General features: G+C 66.8%; 12 protein-coding genes. 3 read left to right on the top strand and 9 right to left on the bottom strand.

Annotation, left to right across the window (positions count from 1 at the left end):
- The first annotated feature begins 148 nt into the window (after positions 1-148).
- The gene (locus CSEG_RS09380) at positions 149-2266 is read left to right on the top strand and encodes a GumC family protein (protein WP_013078995.1); all 2118 of its coding nucleotides are present in this window, start codon (positions 149-151) and stop codon (positions 2264-2266) included.
- Here CSEG_RS09380 and CSEG_RS09375 read toward each other — a convergent pair whose 3' ends face one another.
- The 4 genes from CSEG_RS09375 to CSEG_RS09360 all read right to left on the bottom strand — a co-directional run bounded on the left by CSEG_RS09375 (position 2267) and on the right by CSEG_RS09360 (position 13465).
- Positions 2267-4048, bottom strand: a complete 1782-nt coding sequence (locus CSEG_RS09375; protein WP_013078994.1) for an SLC13 family permease — start codon at positions 4046-4048, stop codon at positions 2267-2269. It abuts the gene before it with no gap.
- A 240-nt stretch (positions 4049-4288) separates the two neighbouring features.
- A complete protein-coding gene (locus CSEG_RS09370; RefSeq protein WP_013078993.1) occupies positions 4289-7279 on the bottom strand; it encodes a TonB-dependent receptor plug domain-containing protein in 2991 nt (996 codons plus the stop codon).
- Positions 7280-7404: 125 nt separating this feature from the next.
- Positions 7405-10428 (bottom strand): glycosyl hydrolase family 28-related protein, encoded by a 3024-nt coding sequence (locus tag CSEG_RS09365; RefSeq protein ID WP_227878923.1) that lies wholly within the window; start codon positions 10426-10428, stop codon positions 7405-7407.
- 31 nt (positions 10429-10459) lie between these two features.
- Positions 10460-13465 carry a glycosyl hydrolase family 28-related protein gene (locus CSEG_RS09360; RefSeq protein ID WP_013078991.1) on the bottom strand — a complete coding sequence of 1002 codons (3006 nt, stop codon included), beginning with the start codon at positions 13463-13465 and terminating at the stop codon, positions 10460-10462.
- Positions 13466-13685: 220 nt separating this feature from the next.
- Between CSEG_RS09360 and CSEG_RS09355 the strand changes: the two genes are divergently transcribed.
- Positions 13686-14198, top strand: coding sequence for a gluconokinase (locus CSEG_RS09355; RefSeq protein ID WP_083778469.1), 513 nt, complete (start codon positions 13686-13688; stop codon positions 14196-14198).
- On the opposite strand, the gene CSEG_RS09350 is transcribed toward CSEG_RS09355, so the two are convergent.
- Complete coding sequence (locus tag CSEG_RS09350; protein WP_013078989.1) at positions 14195-14872, bottom strand: FadR/GntR family transcriptional regulator; 678 nt, start codon at positions 14870-14872, stop codon at positions 14195-14197. The genes CSEG_RS09355 and CSEG_RS09350 overlap by 4 nt on opposite strands.
- A 233-nt stretch (positions 14873-15105) precedes the next feature.
- Here CSEG_RS09350 and CSEG_RS09345 point away from each other — a divergent pair, with 233 nt between their 5' ends.
- Positions 15106-15363 carry a response regulator transcription factor gene (locus CSEG_RS09345; protein ID WP_013078988.1) on the top strand — a complete coding sequence of 86 codons (258 nt, stop codon included), beginning with the start codon at positions 15106-15108 and terminating at the stop codon, positions 15361-15363.
- Positions 15364-15477: 114 nt separating this feature from the next.
- Here CSEG_RS09345 and CSEG_RS09340 read toward each other — a convergent pair whose 3' ends face one another.
- The 4 genes from CSEG_RS09340 to kdpB are packed head-to-tail and all read right to left on the bottom strand — an operon-like array spanning position 15478 to position 21519.
- Entirely contained in the window at positions 15478-16167 is a 690-nt protein-coding gene (locus CSEG_RS09340; RefSeq protein WP_013078987.1) for a response regulator, read from the bottom strand.
- A 7-nt stretch (positions 16168-16174) separates the two neighbouring features.
- The gene (locus CSEG_RS09335; RefSeq protein WP_013078986.1) at positions 16175-18853 is read right to left on the bottom strand and encodes a sensor histidine kinase; all 2679 of its coding nucleotides are present in this window, start codon (positions 18851-18853) and stop codon (positions 16175-16177) included.
- Complete coding sequence (kdpC, locus tag CSEG_RS09330; protein ID WP_013078985.1) at positions 18853-19431, bottom strand: potassium-transporting ATPase subunit KdpC; 579 nt, start codon at positions 19429-19431, stop codon at positions 18853-18855. The genes CSEG_RS09335 and kdpC overlap by 1 nt, the downstream gene beginning before the upstream one ends.
- A gap of 27 nt (positions 19432-19458) precedes the next feature.
- Positions 19459-21519 carry a potassium-transporting ATPase subunit KdpB gene (gene kdpB, locus CSEG_RS09325; protein WP_013078984.1) on the bottom strand — a complete coding sequence of 687 codons (2061 nt, stop codon included), beginning with the start codon at positions 21517-21519 and terminating at the stop codon, positions 19459-19461.
- Position 21520: the final 1 nt, after the last annotated feature.

Below are 21520 nucleotides of genomic sequence, written 5' to 3'. Positions count from 1 at the left end.
ATAACAACGATTTTGCTCAAAACGGGTCGTTTTCGGCCGGATGATCCGTCTCCCGCGCGATCATGTCAGTGTTTATTAAGTCCTGCGCCGTTATCGACCAAACTAACGGCGCGCTTACGCGGTCGCAGAGTTGAAGCCCTCCGCAACAATGAACACCGCGGCGATAGAGCAAGGCGCGTACGCCCGAGGGGGGCAAGGACGCATTCGCTCGCCCCTGACGGTGCGCGAATTGCTCACGCCCGTGTTCTACTATCGGGTCGAGGCCCTGCTTGGCTTCTTGATCCCGGTCGCGTTGGCCGTGATCGCCATCTTCATGGCCCATCCGATCTACACGGCTCAGTCACGCCTGCTGATCCTGCTCGGCGACGACTACGTCTTCCGCAGCGATCTGAGCGGCGGGGCCCAGGGCCTCAGCTTTGACCGCGCCCAGATCGTGCAGGCCGAGATTCAAATCCTGTCGGCCAAGGAATTGCGGATCCAGGCGATCCGCAAGATCGGCCTGGCCCGCGCCTATCCCTCCTTGGCCAACGAGCCCAAGGGCTTGGACAAGGCGGCCGATCAGCTGTCCAAAGACCTCGACATCGTCAATATCCCGCAGTCGAACGTCATCGAGATCAGCCTCCAAAGCGCAGATCCGCAGGTGGCCGCCGACCTGCTCAACACCTTGGTGAAACTCTATATCGAGCGCCGGCGGCTGATCTTCGAACAAGCCGATCCGTCCTTGGTGAACGCCCAGCGTGACCAGCTGAACAAGCGCCTGGAGCAGGTCGAGGAGAAGCTGCTGCGCTTCTCCGTCGATCACGGCTTCGGAGACTATCCGACCGAACTGACGACGGTGCAGACGCAACAGGCCTCGCTCGCCAGCCAGATCCAGGTTCTGGACCAGCAGCTCGCGGCCCGAAGCGGCCGCGTGTCGGTTCTGTCCAAGTGGCTCAAGTCAGCGCCGCCCGAGGTGGAGATCTCCAACGACAAGGGCCGCTCGCAGCAACTGGACGACCTAACCCGCACGCTGCTCGACCTGCAGAACCAGCGCCGCCAAGCCGCGGCGCGTTACGTCGAAGGTTATCCGCTGATCGTCGATCTCGACCGGAAGATCGCCGAGGTGCAGGCGCAGATCCGCGCCGCGCCGCAACAGCAGGTCGTAGCGGTGCGACGCGGCGTCAATCCGGTCCATCAGCAGCTCGATACGGAGCTGGCCGACAGCGTCGGAGACCTGACGGGTCTGCGTCTCGCGCGCGGACAGGCCGCCCGCGATCTCCAGGCCGTCACGACCCGCCTCGCCGAGTTGGTCCAGATCGGGCCGGAGTATCGCGAGCTAATGCGCCAGCGGAGCATGCTCGAGGACGGCTTTGGCGAACTGGCCAAACGGGCCCAGGACACGGGCTTGGCGAACACTCTGTCCAAGGCGAAGGCGAATGTCCGCATCGTCCAGGCCGCCGATCCGCCCGTGAAGGGGTCGAGCGGGCGCATGGTTCTGCTCCTGGCCGGCCTGGCCCTCGGCGTGGCCACGGCGGTCGCGGTGATCGTCATCTCGTCCGCCTTCTCGGACGTGATGATCACGCCCCGGGATGTGGAGCAGAAGCTTGACGTCCCGGTCGTCCTGACCGTGTCAGCCGACGACAAGGTCGCCGCTCGACGGCGCGGACAGCCTGGCTCCGTCAGTCGCGCGTCGTTCCTGGGCTATGACGACGCCAAGCTGCTGCTACGGCTCCTCACAAGCGTCGCGCCCGGTCCAGGTCGCGTCATGCAATTGGTCGCCGCCAATGGTGGCGAAGGCGTCTCGAGCCTCCTGATGGACCTGGCCATGATGGCGGCCACGGCCAACGCCAAGCGCGTGCTGTTCGTCGACATCGAACCGACGGTGGAGGACTCCGCCATCCAGGCCTTCGCGGAGAGCGGCGCCAAGCTCTCGCGCGTCTCGGCCGACCGTATCGGCGTGAAAGGCACGAGCCTCCATATCACCCTGCCGATGGGCGCGGGCTCGCACGCGCTGAGCGAAACCGAGTGGGAGACCTTCTTCCGCGAGGCGCGCCGAAACTACGACGTGGTGCTGGTCGACTGCCCGGCGCTGGAGCGGTCCTCGGCGAGCCTGATCTTCGCGCCGCTCGTCGACATGAACCTCGTCGTGATCGAGGCCGAGGCGACCCGCGCGGCGGTGGCGCGGAACATGATCGAGCGCATCGAAGGCGCCGCCGGCGACGTCACCGGCGCGATCCTGAACAAGCGCGGTTTCTACATTCCTCGCGCGATCTATTCCTGGCTTTAGTCAGCGCACGAACGGCCAGAAGAATGCGATGAGCGCTGGCGCCACCACCAGGATCATCACGGTCAGCGGTGCGCCAAGGCGGGCGTAGTCGCCGAACCTGTAGCCGCCCGGCGCCAGGACGAGGGTGTTGCACTGGTGCCCGATCGGCGTGAGGAAATCGCAGCCCGCGCCGACCGCCACCGCCATCAGGAAGGGGTCCGGACTGAGCCCTAGGCGCTCGGCCAATCCCATCCCGATCGGCGCGACGATCAGCACCGTGGCGGCGTTGTTGAGGAACGGCGTCGCCGCCATCGCCACGGCCATCATCGCGGTCAGGGTCACCAGTGGCGGAAGACCATGAAACGCGCCCGACAGCCAGCCCGCGATCAGATCGGCGCCGCCGGTGGACTGGACCGTGTCACTGACCGGGATCATGGCCGCGACAAGCACGAGCACCGGCCCTTCGAGCGCGGCGTAAGCTTCACGCATACGCAAGGCGCCGGTCGCGATCACGAGCACCGCCGCGCCGAAGAAGCCAACCGCCGCCGGCAGAACGCCAAACGCGACCAGGAGCATGGCCACGATCAGGATACCCGTCGGCAGCAAGATATGACGAGCGCCGCCCAGGCGCACTTCGCGTTCCGCCAGCGGCAGACATCCCAAGGCGGATAGGGCCAGCGGCAGCTGTTGCTCCGCCCCCTGCAGGACCAGGATATCTCCGGCCTTCAGGCGCACCGTGGCCAGTCGTCCGGCCATCCGATAGCCGCTGCGGCTGACGCCCAGCAGATTGACGCCGTGAGCTTCGTTCAGCTTCAGACTGCGCGCCGTATGGCCGATCAGGTCGGATTCCGCGCCGATAACGGCCTCGACGACCCGGACCTCTTCGGTGGGCTCGTTCATGACGACGGGCCGGTCGGCGTCGGTCAATTTGAGACCCGCCTTGACGATCAGTTCGTTGAGCGCCTGCTGCTCGCCCTCCAGCAAAAGCTGGTCTCCCGGCAGGATGCGGCGGTTGGCGTGGGGCGAGGCCATCCGCTTGCGACCCCGCAGGATCGCCACCACGCTCACGGCCCCTTCGGCGGCGGCGCGAAGATCGGCGACCCTTCCGCTTGCGAAACGCCAACCTTCCGGCGCTTCTACCTCCGTGACATAGGCGTTCGCGGCCAAGGCCGCATCCACGTCAATCGCCGCCGTTCTGTGCTTGGGCAGCAAGCGGTAGGCCACGGCCAAATAGATAATCGTGAGCACGGCGAGGCTCCCCCCCACCGGCATGAAGTCGAACATGCGGAAGGGCTCGCCCAGCGCGCGCCCCCGGACTTCCGAGACGATGATGTTCGGCGACGTGCCCACCAGCACCGCCAAGCCGCCGACCAGCGATCCAAACGACATCGGCATCAGGAGACGCCCCGGCGAGACGCCCGTCCGCTTGGCGATCTGCAAAGCCGACGGCATCATCAAGGCCAAAGCGCCGACGTTCTTGGTCATCATCGACAACAGCGTGGTCACCGTGACGAGCACCGGAACCTGGCTGCGCTCACTGACAAGACGCGGAAGCAGCGGCGCCATCAAACGATCGACAAGCCCGGAACGGGAAACGGCCGCGCTGAGCACCAGCGCGCTGGCGATGATCACGACGATGTCGTTGGAAAAGCCGTCGAAGGCCGATTTCACCGGGATCAGGCCGGTCACCACGCCCACCGCCAGGGCGCCCAGCGCGATCAGATCGTAGCGCCAACGCCCCCACAGAAAGCAGAGCACCGTCGCCCCGATCAAGCCGAATGAAAGTCCCTGCTGCAGCGTCACGCAACCGCCCCCTAGTCGGCCGAACCTCTCGGCCGGCTCTACAACGAAGCGCAGCCATAAACGGTTCATCGGACTTGGATGGCCTGCACGCCCCTCGCGCTTCGGGCGCGGGGGCGCCCGTTGCCTTCGTCGCCAATGTCGCGATCAAAAGAAAACGCCCGGGTCCTGCTTCCGCCGAAGGCGGACACAAGACCCGGGCGGCGCCGCCCAGGGGGGAGGTAAACAGCGGCTGCGAAAGGCCTAGAAGCTGTAGCGGAGACCCAAGTGGTAGAAGCGGCCCAGCAGATCGTAGAGCGCCGGGTTCGCATCGAGGCCCGTGTTGGTCTGCGGCGACGGGGTCGGATCGCGGTCCAGCAGGTTGTCGACCTTGCCGTAGAGCTGCAGGCCGTTGCCGAACTTGTACGAGGCGCTGACGTCGACATAGGTCGCGCCGCTCATGTGGTTGTAGTCGATGGTCGGCCGGCTGCCGGTCGAGACGGGGCAGCTGCCGGGCTTGCACTCGACGTACTCGGTCGTGGTGCCGCCGAACCGGCCGTCGCTGAACCAGCGCTCCTGAACGCTGATGGCGAAGCGGTCGTTATCCCACGACTGAACGGCCAGGACCTTCCAGTCCGGCGTCGCGCCCGAGTTCTGGCCGGCCGAGTCGACAGCGACCGCGCCGGGAATGCCGGGGTTGGTCACGAACTTGTGGACGTTGGTGGCCAGGCCGCGGATCGTGAAGCGGCCCGGAACGCTGGGCAGCTCAAAGCGGTAGCTGCTCTCGATATCAAAGCCGCTGGTCTTGATAGACGCCAGATTGAACGTCTGCGAATTGACGAAGGCCGACGGCGGATTGAGGTTGAAGGCGCCGCAGAACTGGGTGAGGCCCGCATAGCAGAAGTTGACGATCTGCTGAGCGCCCAGGCTGGAGATGCCGCCGTTGAGGACGATGTTGTACCAGTCGACCGAGACGCTGAAGCCCGGCAGCCATTGCGGGTTCGAGAGCACCGCGCCGATGGTGACGTTCTTGGCGATTTCCGGCTTCAGGTCCGGGTTGCCCACGACATTCTGCAGCACGGTCAGCGAACCACTGGACGGCTGACCAGCCGGAGGCTTGCCGTTCGACGGAATGGTGAAGTTCGGCAACGTTGTGGTCACCGGCGCGGCGAACAGCTCCGACAGGTTCGGCGCGCGGACGTCACGCGAGGTGACGGCCCGCAGGCGGACGCCGTCGATCGGCGTGTCCCAGGTCGCGCCAATCTTCCACGTGTAGACCGTGCCGGAGGTGCTGTAGTCGGTCCAGCGACCGGCCATGTTGAGGTTGGCCCTGCCCACCGCATCGGAATTGACCAGCGGCAGGTTCACTTCGGCATAGGCTTCCTTCACCGAATACTTGCCCGCGCCCGAGTGGTAGTTGCCGGCGAACCAGTTGGCGCCCGCGGCATTCAGGATCGGATCGGCCGGATAGTCGGCGGTGTTCGGAGAGTCCGTGTTGCCGTCGCCGTAGGGGTCGCCTTGGACGTGGTACTGCTCCTTGCGCCACTCGCCGCCGAACGCCAGCGAGACCGGCCCGGCCGGCAACGCAAAGGGCTCGCCGCTGAAGTTGATGCTGGCGACGTCCTGCTTCTGCACGGAGTGCTGATAGGGGCCGTTCTTGGGGGTGATATAGGCCAGGGCGGCGTCGCTCGGACGCTGCCCGCCGAAGATGTTGATGGGCACGCAGCCGTTGGCGCGGGCGACCGGGTCGGCGCAGACGATCTGACCATTGACAAGCGTCGCCTGAACCGCGGCCCGATAGCGCGGCGTCAGCAGGATGTCGTTGACGTGGATGTTCGTCGTGTTCTCGCCGTGCTCGAAATAGGCGTCGTAGCGCCATTCCGTGCCCAGAGCGCTGAACTTGCCATCGGCGCCGATCACGCCACGATATTGGGTCCGCGTCGGGTGGACCGAGATGTTCCGCGGCAGCAGCGCATTGCTCGTGCCGAAGGTGAAGGTCGTGATGCCATTCGCGGCGCAGGCCGCGACCACCGAAGCCGGTAGATACGGGTTCGAGCACGACATCGTCAGGCCGGTTGTCGCCGCGCCCGGGTTGGGCTGATTGCTGCTCTCCACGCGAGCGGCGTTGAAGGTGGCGTAGATCTCGTTGTTGGCGTCGAGATCGAAGCCCACGCGGGTGTAGGTATTCAGGCGCTTGATACGCGACTGCAGCGAAGTGCCGACGCCAACATTGCCGGACAGATCGCCGCCGACGCAGAAACCGCCGTTCGTATAGCAGCCGCTGACCGCGCCGTTAGCGGCCTTGGACGGCACGCCGCCGCCGCCGTACTGGAACTGGAACGGATTGCCGCTGATGTCGAAAGCCGTGCCTTGCAGCGGGCCCGAGCTGATCAGGCCGTACTTGGTGTACTGATAGGCCTGGGCGTGCTCGCGATAGAGATACTGGGGCGAACCGTCGTTGGTGATCCCACGATTGACGAGCGTGGCGGTCGTGTACCAGTCACGGCTACCCGGCGCGTCCTCGCCGAAGCCGCCCGCCGGGACGCCCTCTTCCCAGTCGTACTCGCCGCTGACCTGCACGTGCAGACGGTCATCCATGAAGTTCTTGCCGGCGGCGACCTGGGCCAACCATTGGTGGTTGTCGCCATAGGTCGTGACGCCGGTCATGACGTTGGCCTTGAGGCCCACGAACTTCTTGTTGGTGATGAAGTTCACCACGCCGCCGACAGCGTCCGAGCCGTACGAGGCCGAGGCGCCGCCGGTGACGACGTCGACCCGCTCGACCAGGAGCTGGGGGAACAGGCTGATATCGGGAACGCCGGTGACGTTCGCCGGCACCACTCGCTGGCCATCCAGCAGCGTCAGGGTGCGGATCGTGCCAAGGCCCCGCAGCGAGAACGAAGACAGACCCTGCTGCCCGCTCGACGTGCTGAAGGTGCCGGTCGTCGCGCCGCTGGACCCTTGCAGCGAGGGTAGTTGGGTGATGGCGGTGAAGATGTTCGGCTGAGCGGCGCGTTCCAGGTCCGCCGTACCCAGCATCTGGGTCGGGGTCGGCGCGGTGAAGCCCTCGGACCGGATGCGCGACCCGGTGACGATGATCTCGGTGACGACGGAATCGTCAGAGCCTGGAGACGGCGGCGTCTGCGCCGCCTGAGCATGGGCGGCCCCGCCCGCCACGATCGTCGCGAACGCGCTCGTTGCGAGCAACGCGCTCAAAAAGGACGATCCCCCTCGCGTGCTACCGACAGCACTCATCCTACAACCCTCCCAATTTTCTTTTGACCATCGTCGATGGCCTGGAAGGACTGTGTCAGAGCTGCAAAAAACGAACTATTAGACCATGGTCGTAGGCGGCGGCGAACGCCCGCGAGCCAAGCGCCTCAGTCTCCTCGTACGGCGTAAAGCGCATGGTGCGTCAGCACGAAAAGCGTCCGCTTGTCCGCGCCGCCAAAGACCAATTGCAGAGGTCTTTCGGGCACGTCGATCCGACCAAGCTCGCGGCCATCATTCCCGTAAACGAACACTTGGCCATTGGCGACATAGACCCGCCCCTCGGCGTCGGTGGCGACGCTCTCGCCGCCACGATTGGCGAAGACCTTCAGGTCGGTGATCGCGCCGCGCGCGTCGACCTGGCCGCTGTAGGTCTTGTTTTCCGAGCTATTGGCGATGAACACGCGCTGCCCGGGCTTGGCCGTCGTGAAGCCATAGGTGTCGAGGGCGTGCGAGAAACGCAGGCCACGATGGTCGGAAGGTCCTTGCTGGAAGACGCGATAGGCCGGCAGCGCGAGGCTTCCGTCCGGCGACACATACTCCCGAGCCGGCGGAGCGGCCGTCTCGCGAGCGAACAGCTCGGCCAGCGTCGCGAACTGATACGTGTCCGGATCGATCTGGTCCTTGAACTCTCCGTTGACCCACCAGTTGACGGGCAAGACCTTGGCCGCGTCGGGGCGTCCTCCGACTGCAGTCGCGGAGATCACGGTCACGTCGGTGTCGGGAGCGCCCGGCTTGAAGCTGTAGACCGACCCGTTACGGCCATCGGATGACAACACCAGCAGGTTTCCCGAGCCGTCGACCGCAAGGTTGATCGGGTCCAACGTGTTATCCCGAACGATCGATAGCTTGCGCTCGGGCGACCAGCTGTAGATGCGCTGGTTCCGGCGGTCCGTGAAATAGAACACGCCGGCCGCGTCGACCGTGCCGCCGCCCGCCGAGAAGAACCCGTCGGCCAGTTTGTCGACGCGAGCGCTGGCCGGAAACACTGATGGAGCGGGCGCCTTCACCTCCTTGCCGATGTCCAGCACCGCGAACTGACGCTCGCGGACCTGAAGACCGCTGGTGACGTCCTCGATCGCGTTTTCATAGGGATACTTGGTCAGGCGCAGGAAGGTCGCGCAGCCGCCCTCGTCGCACGTGGAGAAGCCGCTCTCGCCGTTCACCGCGACGTTGCGGAAGCGGATGTCGTGCGAGTTGTAGATCTTCACCGCCGCGGAAACCGGCCGCCGCGTCCGGGTGACGCGATAGCCATGATAGTTGGCCAGCAGGATGTTGCTGGAGTCACGGATCTCGAGCGACACGGTGTCCTCGCCCTCGCCCGCCTCTTCCTCGGTCTGGGGCGCCAGGAACTCCCAGTTGGAAACGCGGTTCAGGCTGATTTCCGAACGGAGATGGTGCTCGACCGAAGCCTGGTAGACGTAGCCGGGCGTCTTGGTGTCGGAGACGTAGATGCCGGAATAGGCGTAGGTGTTGGGGCTCCAGACATTGGCGAAGGTCCCGCCGCCGCCATTGGTCACCCACAGGCTCGGATACTGCCCGCCCCAGCGCTTGGCGGTGTCCGGATCGGCGGAAGCGTTAGCGTTGTAGGGATTGAAGCGTGAGCCGTCGTAGAGGTTCGTGCCGTGACCGCCCTGGAACTTGACGTCATTGACCATCGAGCGCTCGCCCGCCGTCCACAGCAGCGCCGTGGCGCGGGGGTTCTGGCCGTCGGTGTAAAGTCCAAGCCCTGAGACGATATTCTCGCCGCCCTTGCCGGACTCGACCAGCGCCTTGGGCTCGCCCACGCCCTGGAACGCTGGCGTTCCGTGCGGCAGGACGATCTGGGTCAGGCTGGGATGCAGGCCGATCAGAACACTGTCCGGCCGCAGCTTGAGCGTGTCGGTGACCCGGTAGAAGCCGGTCGGGAAATAGATCACCTGGTGACTGTCGATCGCCTTCTGGATGGCGGCGGTGTCGTTCGTCGCATTATCTCCCTTGGCGCCGAGATCACGAACGCTGGTCCACGCCGACATCGGCGGCAGGTCGCGGATCGCCGGCGAGAGCGGCGCGGGGTAGGCCTTCAGCGCTTCGGCGTCGAAGGTCGTTCGATACTCGCCCACGCGACCCAGCCCCGGCACGGTCAGGCCATAGTTGAAGGCCGAGACGCGATAAGCGCTCCCCTTCCCCGCCACCGTCTTGCCGCTGTCGCGGAAGCGGGCGAACACCGGCGTATTCTTGGCGACCGCGTTCTCGAAGCCGACCTGGGTGTAGACATTGCCTTCATTGGAAATGACCACGCCGGCCTTCGAGACGTTCTCGAAGCGGACGTTCTTGCCCCACAGCCACTCGCCATAGCCACGATCGATCTCGATGCCGACCGGCGTGTCGCGCATCGTCACATTGACCAGGGTCAGGCCCGCCTCATGCTCGCGGATCGCCGCGTCGCGCTGGCCTTCGAAGGTGGAGTCGAGCAGCACGAAGCCCCAGGCCGGCGAAGGCTTCTCGGTGAGGATGCCGTAGCGACCGCCCTTGAAGTGCAGGTCCTCGGCCTCGTTGCCGATCTGATAGAGCGCCGCCAGGCCCGAGCCGATGTCGAAGCGCATGTGGCTGAGGAAAGCGTGCTGGGCCGCGTGGAAGCGGATCGCCGTCGCCGCCGGATTGCCCTTGCCGATCTCGAAATCGACATTGCTCATCGCGGTGTAGAAGGTGCCGGAATTGGCGTCGGGCACGTCCTTGTTGAACGGCACGCTGCCCGGCGGCGGGAACGGAACCCGGCGCGCCGGGTCGGGCTTTGCGCCGGCCACGATCACCATGTTGGCGACGCCCTTTTGGAAGCCAGGTGTCGCGTCGCCGAGCACGATCACGGGCCGCGTGGCGCCGACGCCAAACAACCGAACCCCCGGCCACAGGAACAGCGTCCGCGAGATACGGTAGCGGCCGGAGGGCAGGAAGACGAGCCCGCCGCCGGGCTTGGCGGCCGCGTCGATGGCCTCCTGTAGGGCCCCGCTGTCGTCGCTGCGCCCGTCGCCGCGCCCGCGCACGGTGATCGCCGACGGATCGGCCGGCGCCGCTACGAAAGCCGAGCGACTCTCGGATGCCTCGACGGAACCTCCGGCGGTCAAGGCCATGGCCGCGGCCAAGGCAATCAGCATGGTCTTCATGGCGCGCCCTCCCCGGGGCTTCTCAGGGCGTAACGGCGTAGAGCGAATGATGGGTCAGGACGAACAACGTCTTGCCGCCCTCGCCACCGAAGATCAGTTGCAGCGGACGCTCCGGCACGTCGATCCGTCCGACCGGCTTTCCGTCGGGGGCGTACTGGAAGATTTGGCCGTTGGCGACGAACACTCGGCCTTGGCTATCGACGGCGACGCTTTCGCCGCCGCGCTCGGCGAAGACCTTTAGGTCGGTCAGCGTCCCGCCCGGGCCAATCTGGCCGCTATAAGTCCTGTTCTCCGAGCCATTGGTGACGAACACCCGCTGGCCGGACGCGCCGCCGATCAGACCATGCGCCTGCAAGGTGTCCGACCAGCGCCAGCCAACGTGGTCCGGCGGACCTTGCTGCCAGACCCGGAACGCCGGGAGCACGACGCTGCCGTCCGGCGAAACATATTCCTGCGCCTTCGGCGTTCCGACGTCGCGGGCGAACATCTCCGCCAGGGTGGTGAAATGGTCGGTCGCCGGATTGTATTGGTCGCGGAACTCGCCATTGACCCACCAGTTCACGGGCAGAAGGGTCTTGGCGCCCGCGCGCGGCGTGGCCGCGGTCGGCGAGATCATCGTCAGTTGGTCCTTCGGTCCTTCCGGATCGATCGAATAGACCGAAGCTTGCGGGCCGTACGAGGACACGACCAGCAGTTTCCCCGAACCGTCGACGGCCAGATTGGTCGGGTCCAGAGAATGGTCTCGCACCACTTCGAGGCCCCGCGCCTCCGTCCACCGATAGATCCGCTGGAAGCGCTTTTCGATGAAATAGAGCGCGCCATCCGCGCCAGTCGCCGCCCCCGAGATCGACCAAAAGCCTGTCTCCAGCTTGCGCACGCGCGGATCGGCGGCGGGCGGCGCGCCGGGCGAAACCGGACCGGTGACGTCCAGCACGGCGAACTCGCGCTCGCGGATCTCCAGCTTGCGGGTCTTATCCTGGATCGCGTTCTCGAACGGATACTTGCTGGCCCGCAGATAGGTGCCGCAGCCAATCGTGTCGCACAGGGCGATGCCGCTCTCGGCGTTGATATGGACGTTGCGGAAGCGGATGTCGGTCGAGTTGAACAGCTTCACCGCCGTCTCGGCCGGGTGATACGAGCGCGTCACCCGATAGCCGTGGTAGTTGGCGAACAGGATGTTGCGCGAGTTGCGCACCTCCAGCGAGACGGCGTCGGGGCCGTCGCCGACTTCTTGCTCTGTCTGCGGCGCCAGGAATTCCCAGTTCTCGACGTTGTCGAGCACGAACTCGTTGCGGACGTGGTGCTCGACCGAGACCTCGTAGATGAAGCCCGGCGTCTTGGTGTCGCTGATATAGAAGCCCGCCGAGGCGAAGGTGTTGGGGCTCCAGACGTCCGCGAAGGTCCCGCCGCCGCCGTCGGTCACCCAGATGCTGGGATATTGCGCGTCCCAGCGGCCGTCGGCGACCGGATCACCGCTGCGGGCTTGGGCCGCGCCCAGCGACTTGCCATCGGCCGTCGGCGTGCCGCCGCCGCCCATGATCTTGACGTCATTGACCATGGAGTTGGCGCCGGAGCGCCACAGCAGGGCGGAAGCGCGAAGGTTCACGCGGCCTGTGAACAAACCGATCCCCGAGAGGATGTTGTCGCCACCGCGTGGCGTCTCAAGGATCGGTCGCACGGCCCCAACGCCCGCATGGTTGGGATTGTTGTCCGGAATGACCAGTTGGGTGATGGCCGGGTGTAGCCCGATCAGAACGGTGTCGGGTCGGAGCTTCAGGGTGTCCGACACCATGTAGAAGCCAACCGGCAGGTAGAGCACGCGATGCGCGTCGATCGCCTTCTGCAGCGCGGCGGTGTCGTCCGTCGAACCGTCGCCCTTGACGCCCAGCGACTTGACGTTGGTCCACTCGGCCATCGACGGCAGGGCTCGCAGCGCCGGGGTGGCGGCCTTCTTGGCGGTGAGCGGCGTGATATCGGCGACCGTCTTGTATTCGCCCATCTGGCCCAGCCCCGACAGGGTCAAGCCATAGGTGAAGGACCCCACCCGATAGTCCCGGCCCTTCCCCGCGACCGTCTTGCCGCTGTCGCGGAAGCGGGCGAACACCGGCGTGTTGGTGGCGGTCGCGTTGTCGAAGCCGACCTGGGTGAAGACACTGTTCTCGGCCGAGATGACGACCGCCGCCTTGGAGACGTTCTCGAAGCGGACGTTCTTGCCCCACAGGCTGTCGCTGTAGCCGCGGTCGATCTCGATGCCGACGGGCGTGTTCTTGATGCCGACATTGACCAGGGTCAGATCGACCTCGTGCTCGCGGATCGCCGCGTCGCGCTGACCGTCGAAGGTGGAGTCAACCAAGGTGAACTGCCAAGCCGGCGAGGTCTTCTCGGTGACGATGCCGTACCGGCCGCCATGGAAGTGCACATCCTCCATGATGTTGCCGGCCTGGTAGACGCCGGCGAAGGCCGAGCCGAGCCGGAAGTCCATGTGCCGAAGGAAGGCGTGTTGCGCCATGCGGAAGCGCACAGCCGCCGCGGCCGGATTGCCCTCACCGATCTCGATGTCGATGTTGCTCATCGACGAATAGAAGGTGCCGGAGTTGGCGTCCCGCACCTTGGCGCTGGTCGGGCGAACGGTCGGAACCGGAACGGGGATCTCGCCAACCTGATACTGGTCGCCGCCCGTGAACGCGATCATCGTCGCGACGCCAGTCTGGAAGCCCGGCGTATTGGCTCCAAGCACAAGAACGGGCCTCGTCGCCCCCACACCGAACACCCGGACGCCTGGCGGCACCAACAGCGTGCGACTGAGCCGATAGCGACCCGACGGCAGGAAGACCACGCCATGGCCGGTCTTGTCGCGCGCGGCGTCGATAGCCTTCTGGATCGCGTCGGTGTCGTCGGCGCGACCATCGCCCACGGCCTTGGCTACGACCGCGTGGGGATCGTCAGGAATGGATGTCAGGACGGAGCGGGTTTCCGCCAAGGCCGGGGTCGAAACCGCCAGGATCGCCGCGAAGACAACCGCTCTCATGTCACTCTCCCTGTCACTATCGCCAAGCGATAGGAGATCGTCGCGTTTCAAGCATCCAAGACCATGGTCGTAGTTACGGCTGCTCGGGTGGTCGGTAGAAAATGGTCTCCAGCCGGCCATCTCATTGTGCGTTCGTCCAGAGCGGTCGGCCCCTTCCCAAGGAGACCGCTTGCAGTCGTCAATTCGCCCCGCACGGCCTCACGGCCTGGCTATCGTGACCATGGGTGTCAGCGGCTGCGGGAAGTCGACCCTCGGCGCCCTGCTGGCCCATCGGCTTGACTGCGCGTTCCTCGAGGGGGACGCCTTCCACGACGAAGCGGCGGTCGCGAAGATGCGCGCGGGCCATCCGTTGACGGATGACGATCGCTGGCCGTGGCTGGACCGGCTGGGATTGGCGATCAAGGAAACCTTGGCTTCTGACGGGCACGTGGTGGCCGCCTGCTCGGCGCTGCGACTGCTCTACAGAGAACGCCTGCGCGCCGCGATTGGCGCTCCCGTTCGCTTCGTACTTTTGGACGTGGAACGCGACGAACTGCAGCGACGTCTGACACAGCGGACCGACCACTACATGCCGTCCAGTCTGCTCGATAGCCAGCTTGCGACCCTGGAGCGGCCTAGGCCTGGCGAGGACGTCATCACGCTCGATGGATTGATCCCGCCCGAGGGCCTCTGCGACAGCATCCAGGCCTTGGTGACAGAGCCGTCGAGCGCCATGACGGCGTCGCCGCTCTAGGGCATTAGCCGCTTTCGCCCGCGCGAAAGGTGCCAGCGCATCGCCAGGGCCGCGCTATCGCCGTCCTGCGCGCGTATGGCCTCCACGATCATCTCGTGCTCGCGCATCATCTCGCCGATCGCCTCAGGCGGCCGTGAGCGGGAGATGTCGACGCCGGCGCGCATGATCTTGTCGACATCGGGCTGCAGCGCCTCGAACGTGACCAGGAAGGCCGGGTTGGCCGTGGCCAGGACGATCCTGCGGTGCAGTTCCATGTCCTCGTCATGCGCCGGCGCATTCGACAACAGCGCCTCGCGAAGCTTGGTGAGAGCCTCCTCGATCCCCGCCATCTCCTCGCTGGAACGTCGCGCGGCGGCTAGGCGCGCGGCCTCCGCCTCCAATACGAACCGCACCTCGTAGCTGCCCAGCGTCGAGGGGAGTTCGGACAGCGGCATATAGGCGCCGAGCTTGTCGGAAGGCAGGTTCTTGACGAACGAGCCGGCGCCGCGTCGCGCCTCGGTGATGCTGTCGGCGGCGAGCCTGACAAGCGCCTCGCGGACAATCGTGCGCGACATGCCGAAGATCTCCGCCAGACGGGCCTCCGACGGCAGACGGTCGCCAGGCGTCAGCCCCTCGACCTTGATCATCTCGACGATGCCCAGATAGGCCTGATCGGCGAGTCGCCCCTGGCTCATCCGCCCTCCCTTTGGCGTCGACAACGACAAACCTGTCCAACAGATTCATCGGATTGGCAACGCCTGCGGAAATTGTTTGCGTTAACATTGACCAATCCACCTGAATCTGTCCAACTAATATAACCTACGCTCGTAGGCACGAACCGCCCGCTGGCGAAGACCGGCGCATAGACCAAGGCGGAGGCCGCTCGTCGGAAGATGAGCGGTGTGGGACAGGAAAAGCAGGGGTGAACATGACCGGGAAAAAGCAGGACAACGCCGAAGCCACCACGCGGGTCGGCCTTTGCGATCTCACGCCGACGCAACTCAAGGTTCTGGAGGGGGTCAACTCCGGACTGCTGAACAAGCAGATCGCCTTCGACCTCGGCATCGCCGAGGCGACGGTCAAGGCGCACATGACCGCCGTCATGCGGAAACTCAACGTCCACAACCGCACTCAGGCCGCCATCGCCGCGCGGGCGATGAGCCTCGAGCCTAGGGCGGCTCAATAGGCGCCGGTGATGTTCGCGGTCTCGCCCCGAGGCGGACCGCAGCCTCGCGCATGAGGCGGCCTCCAGCCTGACGTGAACGGCTCCCCGTCGAGGCGAGAGCAGCCGCGAGAGCGGCTAGTCGACCAGGCGGTATCCCACGCCGGGCTCGGTCAGGATCAGCGCTGGCCTGCCTGGATCATCCTCGAGCTTTTGCCGCAACTGCCCCACGAAGACGCGCAGATATTGGGTGTCCTCGGCGTGGGCCGCGCCCCATACGCTGACCAGCAACTCCTTGTGGGTCAGCACCTTGCCCTGCGACAGGGCGAGACGGCTGAGGAGCTCGAATTCCTTCGGCGAAAGCTTCACGGCCGCGTGGCCCTTGGTCACGAGGCGCCGGTCGAGATCGATCACCACGTCTCCCAACGACAGCGGCCCGGCCGGCCGCTTGGGCCCCATCGACTGGCGCAGCGCCACGCGCAGGCGAGCCAACAGCTCACCGACGCCAAAGGGCTTCTCGACATAGTCGTTGGCCCCGCGATCCAGGGCCTCGATCTTCTCGACCTCACGATCACGGGCGGAGAGGATCAGGATGGGCCCCTCATAGAACGCCCTCGCCTTCTCCAGCACCTCCTTGCCGTCCATGTCCGGGAGGCCAAGGTCGAGCACGACGGCGTCCGGCGACCAGAGAGCGATGCCGCGCAACCCCTCCTGCCCGCTGTCCGCACGCAACGCCTCATAGCCCGCCGCGTCGAGCGCGGGGCCGAGGAACCGGTGAATCTGCGGCTCGTCGTCGATGACGAGAATGCGGTGGCGAAGCACGCTCATGCCAATGTCATAGCAGATGGTGAGGAGTCGCGACGCCCTTGGGCAGGCTGATCAGGATACGCGTCCCCTTCCCGTCGTGGATCGGGCTGGCGGCGGCGATCCGTCCGCCCAACGCATCGATAAAGCCTTTGGCGATGGACAGGCCCAGGCCCGCCCCCTGGCTGCGGTCACTGGGCTCCTCCATGCGGCGAAACTTGTCGAACACCCGTTCCAGCTCCGAGGTCGGGATCCCGCGCCCCTCGTCCTCGATGCTGATCACGACGTTCGAGCGATCCTCGTAGGCCGCCATCTCGATGCGCGCCTCGGGCGGGCTGTAGGCGATGGCGTTCTCCAGCACATTGACCACCACCTGCTCGAGCAGGCTGGCGTCGGCTTGGACCAGAGACAGCTCGCGCGGATAGTCGCGTGCCAGTTCGCGTCCGCCGAGACGCCGCGAGACGCGCTCGGCGGCGGCGTTGAGAACGTCGCGGACATCGATCCAGTCGGTCCGCAACCGAAGAGCGCCGCCCTCGATCCTGGTCATATCCAGCAGATTGGCGACGTACCGATTCAACCGTTCGGCTTCCTCGCGGATGGAGACCACGAGGTCGTCCCGGACCGGCTTAGCCAGCTTGTCCCCGTAGTCGATCAACGTCGTCGAGGCGCCGAGAACCGTCGAAAGCGGCGTGCGCAGGTCATGGCTGACCGAGTTCATCAGCGCCGAGCGGAAGCGGTCGGCGCGACGCAGGGTCTCCGCCTCGACCGCCTCGGACGCCAGCTGCGAGCGCTCCAAAGCCACGGCGCCCTGCTCCAGCAGCGCCAGCACCAGACGCTCATGATCCGAGCCCGGCGGCGCGGCCCCGGCCTCGACGCCCGCCACGCCGGTGCGCGCGCGTACGCCGTCCAGCGGCCAGAAGGTCCATCGGGCTTGCGGCAAGGTTCCGGTGCCGAAGCCGGCGGGTTCGCCCTTCTCCCAGGCCCAGCGCGCGGCGGCCATTTGGGCGGCGTCGAGCATCTCCAGGCTAGGCGAGCCGAAGGCCGGGGCGATCTCCTCGCCTTCCGGCAGAAGAACGAGAGAGCGGCCGCCCGCCGCGGCCGAGACCTGCTCGGCCAGGGCGCGCGCGACCGCGTCTCGCCCCGTGGCCGCCGAGAGGGTCCGGCTGGCGGCGAGCAAGGTTGTCACGGCGGCGGCGCGGCGCTGGGATCCCAGGGCCTGGTCCCGCACCCGGCCGGCCAAGCCTCCCGAGGCCAGGGCCACGGCCCAGAACACCACGAGCGTGATGAAGTCGGTCGGGGCGCCGACCGCCAGGCTGTAGCGGGGCTCTAGGAACAGGTAGTTATAGACGACGAACGCGACGGTCGCCGCCGCCAGGGCCGGTCGTAGGCCGTGCAGCACGCCGGCGGCGAGAACCGCCGCCAGGAAGATCATCCCCAGATCGACGCGATCGAACGTGACGTCCAGTCCCCAGGCCGCGAGGGTGGCGACGCCAATGAACAGCGCGCCGACCGCATAACCCTGCCACAGTCCCTGGCCAAGCGGCCTCGTGGGCTTCGGCTGGGGCTCGTGCGCGGCCTCGGTGACGACGTGAACCGCCGCGCCTCGCGCTTCGCGCAGCAGGGCCGTGGCCAGGGACCGCCCCAGGCGCTCACGCCAGCGGCTCTCGACCGACTTGCCGATCACGATCTGGGTGACGTTGTGACGGCGGGCATAGGCCATCACCGTGTCGACGATGTCGCCACCGGTCAGGCCAACCGTCGCGCCGCCCAACTGCTCGGCCAAGCGATAGGCCTCACGCAGCCGCGCCGCGTCGCCATCCTTGGCCAGCGGCCGGTCGGTGCGCTCGACGTGGGCGACCGTCCAGGGCGCATCCATCATCATGTCCGATAGACGTCGCCCGGCCCGCACCAAACTGGCGGCCATGGTGTCGCCGCTGACCAGAACCAGGATCCGCTCGCCCGCCGCCCAGGGCCCCTCGACGCCCTTCTCGCGCATGGTGGCGACCAGCTGATCGTCGACCGTCTGAGCGGCCCGGCGCAGGGCCAGCTCGCGCAGCGCGGTGAGGTTCTCGACCTTGAAGAAATTGTCCGCCGCCAGACGGGCCGTCTCGGGCACGTAGACCTTGCCGGCCGCCATCCGCTCGCGCAGCTCGCTAGGCGTGATGTCGACGAGCTCGATATCGTCGGCGCGGGAGAGCGCGCTGTCGGGCACCGTCTCGCGCTGGCGCACGCCGGTGATCCGCTGCACGACGTCGACCAGGCTCTCCAAGTGCTGGACATTCAGCGTCGTCCAGACATCGACGCCGGCGGCCAGCAACTCCTCGACGTCCTGCCAGCGCTTGGGATGGCGCGAGCCGATCGCGTTGGAATGGGCGTACTCGTCCACCAGCAGGATCTTGGGCTTGCGCGCCAAGGCCGCGTCGATGTCGAACTCCATCTGGACGCGGCCGCGATGCTCGATGGGCTTGCGGGGCAGGACCTCCATGCCGCGCAACAGGCTTTCCGTCTCGCGGCGGCCGTGGGTCTCGACGACGCCGATCAGGACGTCCGCGCCCTCGGCCTTGCGACGGCGGGCGGCGCGCAGCATCTCGTAGGTCTTGCCCACGCCCGGCGCCATGCCCAGAAACACCTTGAGGCGCCCCCGGCGCGCCTTGTTGGCGGCGGCCAGGAGCGCCTCTGGGTCGGGTCTTTTCGGTTCGTCAGCCGGCACTAGCCGCCTTTCGGAAAGCGGGCGTCGAGCGCCCGGTTGAGCGCCAGCACGTTGATCCGAGGCTGGCCGATGAAGCCCAGCAGGGGCTGCTGGATCTGACGATCGATCAGCGCCGTGACCTCGTTTTGCGGCACGCCTCGCGCCTTGGCGATGCGCGGCGCCTGGAAGCGAGCGTTGGCCGGCGAAATATCCGGATCCAGGCCCGAGGCCGAGGTGGTGACCGCGTCGGCGGGGATCGCCGCGCCGGGGTTCTCGGCCCGCAGAGCCGACGCGTCGGTCTTCTCGCGGTCGATCAGCTTGTCGTTCAGCGGACCCATGTTGGAGCCGCTGGACGCCGCGGCGTCGTAGCCGTTCCCGGCCGCCGAGGGGCGGCCGTGGAAGTATTCGGGCTTGGCGAAGGCCTGGCCGATCAGGGCGGAGCCGATGACGCGGCCGCCCCCGTCGCGGACAAGACTGCCGTTGGCCTGGGCCGGAAACGCCGCCTGGGCGACGCCGGTGACGGCCAGCGGATAGGCCAGGCCCAGCAGGGCGGTGAACAGACCCATCGAAACCAGGGCCGGGCGAATATGCGAAAGCATGACGGATGACTCTCCGAGGACTCGTGTTTACGCCAGACCCAGAGCCGAGACCACGAGGTCGATCAGCTTGATGCCGACGAACGGTGCGATCAGGCCGCCCAGCCCATAGAGGGTCAGGTTGCGCGACAGCAGCTTGCCGGCGCCGACGGCGCGGTACTTCACGCCCTTCAGGGCCAGCGGGATAAGCGCGACGATCACCAGGGCGTTGAAGATCACCGCCGACAGGATGGCGCTTTGCGGGCTGTGCAGCTTCATCACGTTCAGCGCGCCCAGGGCCGGCAGCGAGACCACGAACATCGCCGGGATGATGGCGAAATACTTGGCCACGTCGTTGGCGATCGAGAAGGTCGTCAGCGCGCCGCGGGTGATCAGCATCTGCTTGCCGACCTCGACGATCTCGATGACCTTGGTCGGGTCGCTGTCGAGATCGACCATGTTGCCGGCCTCGCGCGCGGCCTGGGCGCCGGTCTGCATGGCCACCCCAACGTCGGCCTGGGCGAGCGCGGGCGCATCGTTGGCGCCGTCGCCGCACATGGCCACGAGGCGGCCCTTGCCCTGCTCCTCCCGGATCAGCCGCAGCTTGTCCTCCGGCGTGGCCTCGGCGAGGAAATCGTCGACCCCGGCCTCCGAAGCGATGGCGGCCGCGGTCACCGGGTTGTCGCCGGTGATCATCACCGTGCGCAGGCCCATGCGGCGCAGGTCGGCGAAGCGCTCCTTCACGCCGGGTTTGACCACGTCCTTCAGGTGGATGACGCCCACCAGGACCCCGTCCTCGCTGACCGCCAACGGCGTGCCGCCCGAGCGGGCGATGCGGTCGACGGCGGCGGTCAGCTCGGCCGGGATGCTCTTGGGCTCAAGCGCCAGCGAGCGGTAGACGGCGTCCACCGCGCCCTTGCGCCAGCTGCGGCCGTCGAGGTCGAGGCCCGACTGGCGGGTCTGGGCGGTGAACGGGATCGAGGTCGCGCCTTCGGGCGGCTCGACGGTCAGGCCAGCGTTGCGCGCCAGCTCGACGATCGAGCGACCTTCCGGCGTCTCGTCCGCGAGGGAGGCCATCAGGGCCGCCTTCATCGCCGCATCGGGACGCACGCCCGGCGCCGGGATGACCTCGGTGGCCATCCGGTTGCCGAAGGTGATGGTGCCGGTCTTGTCCAGCAGCAGGGTGTCGACGTCGCCCGCCGCCTCGACCGCGCGGCCCGAGGTGGCCAGGACATTGACCTTCAGCAGGCGGTCCATGCCGGCGATGCCAACCGCGGACAGGAGTCCGCCAATGGTCGTCGGAATCAGCGTGATGAACAGCGCGCCCAGCACCAACGGATCCAGCGCCACGCCCGAGAACTTGCCCAGGCCCAGCAGCGTCACGACCGCGATCAGGAAGATCAGGGTCAGGCCAGCCAGCAACACGGCCAGCGCGATCTCGTTCGGCGTCTTGCGGCGGTCGGCCCCCTCGACCATGGCGATCATCCGATCAAGGAAGGTCGAACCCGCCTCGGCCGTGACGCGCACCTTGATCCAGTCGGAGACCACGGTCGTGCCGCCGGTCACGGCCGAGCGGTCGCCGCCGCTTTCGCGGATGACGGGGGCGCTCTCGCCGGTGATGGCCGCCTCGTTGACGCTGGCCATACCCTCGATGATCTCGCCGTCGGTCGGGATGACGTCGCCCGCCTCGACCAGGATCACCTCGCCGACGCCCAGCTTGTGGGCCGGGGTCGGGATCCAGGTGCCGGTCTTGGGATCGACGAGCAACTTGGCCTTAGTGGTCACCCGCGTGGCGCGCAGGCTGTCGGCCGCCGCCTTGCCGCGCCCTTCGGCGACGCTTTCGGCGAGGTTGGCGAACAGCACCGTGGCCCACAGCCAGACCGCGATCTGGATGGCGAAGCCCGCCGCCTGATGCGTGGCCACCGCCGCGACCGCCGAGGCGGTCGACAGCAGGGCCACCAGCCAGGTGGCGAAGATCACCGGATTGCCGGTCAGCTTGCGCGGATCGAGCTTGAGGAAGGCGTCCTTGGCCGCGCGGGCCAGGACCGCTCCGGAGAGACCACCGGCCAGGGCGCGTCGCCCTTCGCCGGCATGGATATCGATCGAACTCATG

It is taken from the genome of Caulobacter segnis ATCC 21756, assembly GCF_000092285.1.
Lineage (GTDB): Bacteria > Pseudomonadota > Alphaproteobacteria > Caulobacterales > Caulobacteraceae > Caulobacter > Caulobacter segnis.
Note: the sequence above shows the minus strand (reverse complement) of the source record. Positions and strands in the feature narration are given on the sequence as shown.